This is a genomic window from Euzebyales bacterium, from assembly GCA_035461305.1.
In the GTDB taxonomy this organism is placed as follows: domain Bacteria; phylum Actinomycetota; class Nitriliruptoria; order Euzebyales; family JAHELV01; genus JAHELV01.
This window is the reverse complement of record DATHVN010000094.1, coordinates 1-4,306: the sequence shown is the minus strand read 5'-3', so window position 1 is coordinate 4,306 and position 4,306 is coordinate 1. Positions and strand designations below refer to the sequence as shown.

Sequence of the window (4,306 nt, the reverse complement as noted above, 5' to 3'; positions counted from 1 at the left end):
CCAGGGGCGGGACGGGCACCTGCCACTCACCGGACACGCCCAGCGCCTCTCGGCTGGTCGCCACGATCCGGAGACGCTCCCCGCTCGTGCGCAGCAGCTGGTCGACGAAGGTCGCGGTCGCGTCAGCCAGGTGCTCGCAGTTGTCGAGCACCAGCAGGGCCGCGCGCGGTCCGAGCCATGCACACACCAGCTGCAGCGCGGAGCCCTTGTCCGGATCCGCCACGGGCAGCACGCTTGCGACGGCGTCGGGGACGCGGCGGGGGTCGTCCAGCGGTGCCAAGGGAACGAACCAGATACCCCCTTCGAAGGTGTCGGCCAATTCGCGCCCCAACGCCTGGGCCAGCGTCGTCTTGCCGACGCCGCCAGGACCGGTCAACGTGATCAAAGGGGTTACTCCAACCTGCTGCACGAGTCGGTCGAGCTGTGCTTCCCGGCCGATCAGCGGGGTCCGGAGCGACGGGAGGTTTCCTGCAACTGCGGACGGTGCCGGTGGTCCGCCCAGCGACGGATCGTCGCGCAGGATCCGCAGCTCCAGGGCGCGCAGATCCGCCGACGGTTCGACCCCGAGCTCGTCGGTGAGCAGACGTCGGAAGTTGTGGAACACCGCCAGCGCGTCTGCGGACCGTCCTGAGCGGTACAGCGCCACCATGTGCTGTGCGCGCAGTCGTTCGCGCAACGGCGCTGCCGCTGTCAAGCTCTCCAGCTCCGCGACGAGCACCGCGTGTTCGCCCGCGGCGAGGCGCTCATCGACGCGTTCCTCGACCGCGACCGCATGCAGTTCGCTGAGGCGTGCCGATTCGGCTCGCGCCCAGGCGTGGTCGCTGAACTCGGCCAGGGGTTCGCCGCGCCACAGCTGCAGCGCCTCTGCGAAGCGCCGCTGCCGGACCAGGCTCGAGAACCGGGCGGAATCGACGTCGTCATCCCCGATGTCAAGCCGATAGCCGTACGGCACGGTGACGAGGACGTCACCGACGGTCCTGCGCAACTTGGAGATCCGCAGGTGCAGTGCGTTGTGCGGGTTGCCCGGTGGGACGTCGCCCCAGAGGGCGTCGATGAGGTGTTGCTTCGTGAACGCCCGTCCCGGCGCGGTCGCCAACAGTGCCAACACGGCGCGCTCACTTGCGCCCTTCACCGGCCGCATTTCGCCGTGGTCAACGAGCTCGAACGGCCCGAGCAGTCGCACCTCCACGTCCTTCTCCCCGTCCGCGTGAACCGGTCGGAAAGCCGTGCGGACTCGACGATACTCCTCTGGGGTTCGCGTGAATATGCGACTCCGGTACGCAGTGGGTGAAGGGTCAGGCGATCCGGTGCCGTCGGTACTTCGCGAACACACCGACCGTCACCGCAGCGGCCAACACCACCGTCAGCCACACCCCGTACGCCGACAACCACGCATCGACGGGGGCGAGGAACGTTCCCAGCCGCCGCCCCGAAAAGACGTAGCCGTGCTCGTCACCACGTTGCCCGCACCCGTCACCGCCAGAAACAGCCACGCCGGCGTCGATCCGAGACCGAGCGCGGCGATGATCGGGCTGCTCGACCAGACGAAGGTGATCGCCAACAGGCCGCGCGACGCCGTGGTGCGTGACAGGCCGCCAGTCAGTTCCTTGCCGATCCCGAAGCGCCGCAGCAGCGGTGCGGCGCCGTGCCGGACGGCGACGAAGTAGGCCATGTCGACCATCGTCCGGCCAACAGCAGCGACCAGGACCGCCGTCAAGGCAGGCACGACATCAGCGACCAGCACCAGAAACGCCGGCGTCGGTCGCAACGCCAGGGTCAGCAGCGGGTTGCGGCCCAGTTGCGACGGCGCCAGGATCATCCCGACCTGGGCGAACACGGTGATGGCGATGACGGCGGCCGCGGACACGGCCCGCAGCAGTCGTGAGCGGCTCATAGCGGCCTCCTGTGCTGTGGGGGACCGTCACGGTGGCACATGCGGCTGTCCGCGTCGTGTCCCGCCTGGACCGCCGTGCCGCGCGCCGGGACAGGACCCGGACAGCATCCGGACACCGCGGGGACTTTCCTTCACCCGAGCGCCCCCACCGCGGGGTATCGGATCGGAAGGCACGAGACATGGAACCCGTCGAGCTGCTCCGTCAACTCCTGCAAACCCGCTCGGTCAACCCCTCGGGTGACCACACAACCGTCGCCGACCTCGTTGGCGCCTACCTCGCGGACGCGGGACTGCGGACCAAGGTGCTCACGTCCCCGGCTGGTCACGCGAACCTCGTCGCACGGGTCGAGGGGCCGACCGATCGTCCGGCCCTCGTGCTGCTGTCCCACAGCGACGTCGTCCCCGTCGAAGAGCAACGCTGGACGCGTGACCCCTTCGGCGCCGAGCTCGTCGACGGGTTCGTGTGGGGCCGAGGGGCCCTGGACATGAAGAGCATCACGGTGATGCATGCGGTCGCGGCCGCGCAGCTGGCTGCCTCCGGCGTCACGCCCGATCGCGAGGTGATCGTCGCGCTGGTCGGCGACGAGGAGGCCGGTGGCGACGAAGGCGCCCGCTGGCTCCTCGAAGACCACCCGGAGCTCGTCGGCTTCGGTGACCGACGCCCCGCCCCGGAGGTGATCGGTGAGGGCGCCTACGGAATCGATGCCGGACTTGACCGTCCCGTGCTGCCCGTCGCGCTCGGAGAAAAGACCGCGCTGTGGTTCGACGTCGTCGCGACCGGGGACTCCGGTCACGGCGCACTGCCCGCGACCCAGCAGGCGATCCGCAACCTCGCAGCCACCCTCGACCAGACCGCCGGCTTCGGCACACCCCGCCTGCACCCGGTGATCCGCGAACAGTTCGCGACGCTCGCGACGGCCGCGTCCGGCCCGACGGCCGCGATCTTCCGGGGCCTCGCCTCCCCAACAGGTCCTGTCCTGGTCCGCGCTGTGGCCGCGCGCCTCCGCGAGGCCGGCGCGCTCGGGCTCCTGCTATCGGATTCCATCACGCCGACGACCGTCGCCGCGGGCTACAAGTCCAACGTCGTGCCCAGCGAAGCGACGGCCTCCTTCGACGCGCGACTGCTCCCCGACGCCGACATCTCAGCGTTCGTTGCGTCACTGCAGCAGCAGGCCGGCGCGCGCGGCAGCCACGTCACCAACGTCACCCACAAGGGACACGGCCCAGTCAGCGGCAAAGGACCGCTGTTCGACATCCTGCACGCAGCATCGACCCAGGTCGCCGAGGCCGCCCTCCCCACGGTGTCGCTGAGCCCGGGAATCACCGACCTGCGGTTCTTCCGGGCACGAGGAGCGGCCGCGTACGGCTGGACACCACTCGTGCTCCCGCCCGAGCTGCTCGCAACGATCCACGGACACGACGAACGCATCCCCGTCGACGGGTTCGAACATGCGGTGACCATCATGTCCGACGTCGTCCATAACGCTGCGGCCTGATCCTCGACCCCAGCCCATCGCCCGCGCCGCTCCCGTCGTGCGGGCCAACACTGAATCAAAGATCACCGCAAGGATCTCAACGATGAAGCACACTGCTGCACCTCTCACGCGAGGGCGGCGATTCGCGATCCGCGTCGTCGGCGCGATCGGTGTGCTGCTGTTCGCGTTCTTCTCGATCGTCGCGCTCAACGTGCTGGGAGTCGTGGCGTCGGGAACTGAGGGTGCACCTGACGATCCTGCTCCATCGGTGGAAGCTCGCTACGGGGCGGCGCATCCCGGTGAAGCCGTCCACGCGGTGGGAGCCGTCGCGCTCGTGGCGATCGGAGCCTCGGCGCTCGTTGCGTTGCTCGTTCGGCCGGAACGTGCCGGCTACGCGTATCAGGTGCTCGCTGTCATTACCGGCGTCCTGCTCACGATCCCCATCGTCGGTGACCCCGACAACGTCGGCGGCCAAGCCGGCCCCATCGACCCGTTCCTGCTCGTGTTGACGCTGCCAGCCCTTGTCGCGGCACTGCTCGCCGCACCCTGGCGGCGCCCGGAGGGGCCCTGGCGACCACGGATCCTGGTGCTCGCAGCGGTCGCGGCTGTCCCAGCCGCATGGTACGGGATCGGCCAGGCCCTGTTACAGCGCAACACGTTCCCACCCACGGCCGATCCGCATCACAACGCCCACTGGTGGGCCATGGCGATCATCGCCTTCGCGATCGTGCTGGTGATGGCCGCAGGCGCGCTCCCGGGTCGCGGTTGGCGGCTCGGGACAAGCCTGGCGGCCGTGGCGGCCATCGGCATCGGACTCGCTTCGCTGGCGGCGGGCGCTTCCGCCTCGGCGCTCGCGCCCCTCGGGGCGGTCGCCGCCCTCGGCTGGGGTCTGGTGGAGCCTTGGGTCGCCCCGCCTCCAAGTCGAGGGTCGGACGGT

At 69.9% G+C, this 4,306-nt stretch carries 4 protein-coding genes; 2 read left to right on the top strand and 2 right to left on the bottom strand.

Going from position 1 to position 4,306, the window contains the following annotated elements; genetic code table 11:
* Positions 1-1,189, bottom strand: a 1,189-nt coding sequence (locus VK923_08980) for a BTAD domain-containing putative transcriptional regulator (GenBank protein ID HSJ44799.1), incomplete at its 3' end; no start/stop codon positions are given.
* A gap of 174 nt (positions 1,190-1,363) precedes the next feature.
* Positions 1,364-1,894: a hypothetical protein gene (locus VK923_08975; protein HSJ44798.1), complete on the bottom strand. Its 531-nt coding sequence runs from the start codon at positions 1,892-1,894 to the stop codon at positions 1,364-1,366.
* Between the two features lie 179 nt (positions 1,895-2,073).
* Between VK923_08975 and VK923_08970 the strand changes: the two genes are divergently transcribed.
* Positions 2,074-3,390, top strand: a complete 1,317-nt coding sequence (locus VK923_08970; GenBank protein HSJ44797.1) for a M20/M25/M40 family metallo-hydrolase — start codon at positions 2,074-2,076, stop codon at positions 3,388-3,390.
* An 82-nt stretch (positions 3,391-3,472) separates the two neighbouring features.
* Positions 3,473-4,306 (top strand): hypothetical protein (locus tag VK923_08965; GenBank protein ID HSJ44796.1); only part of this gene is annotated, 834 nt, incomplete at its 3' end.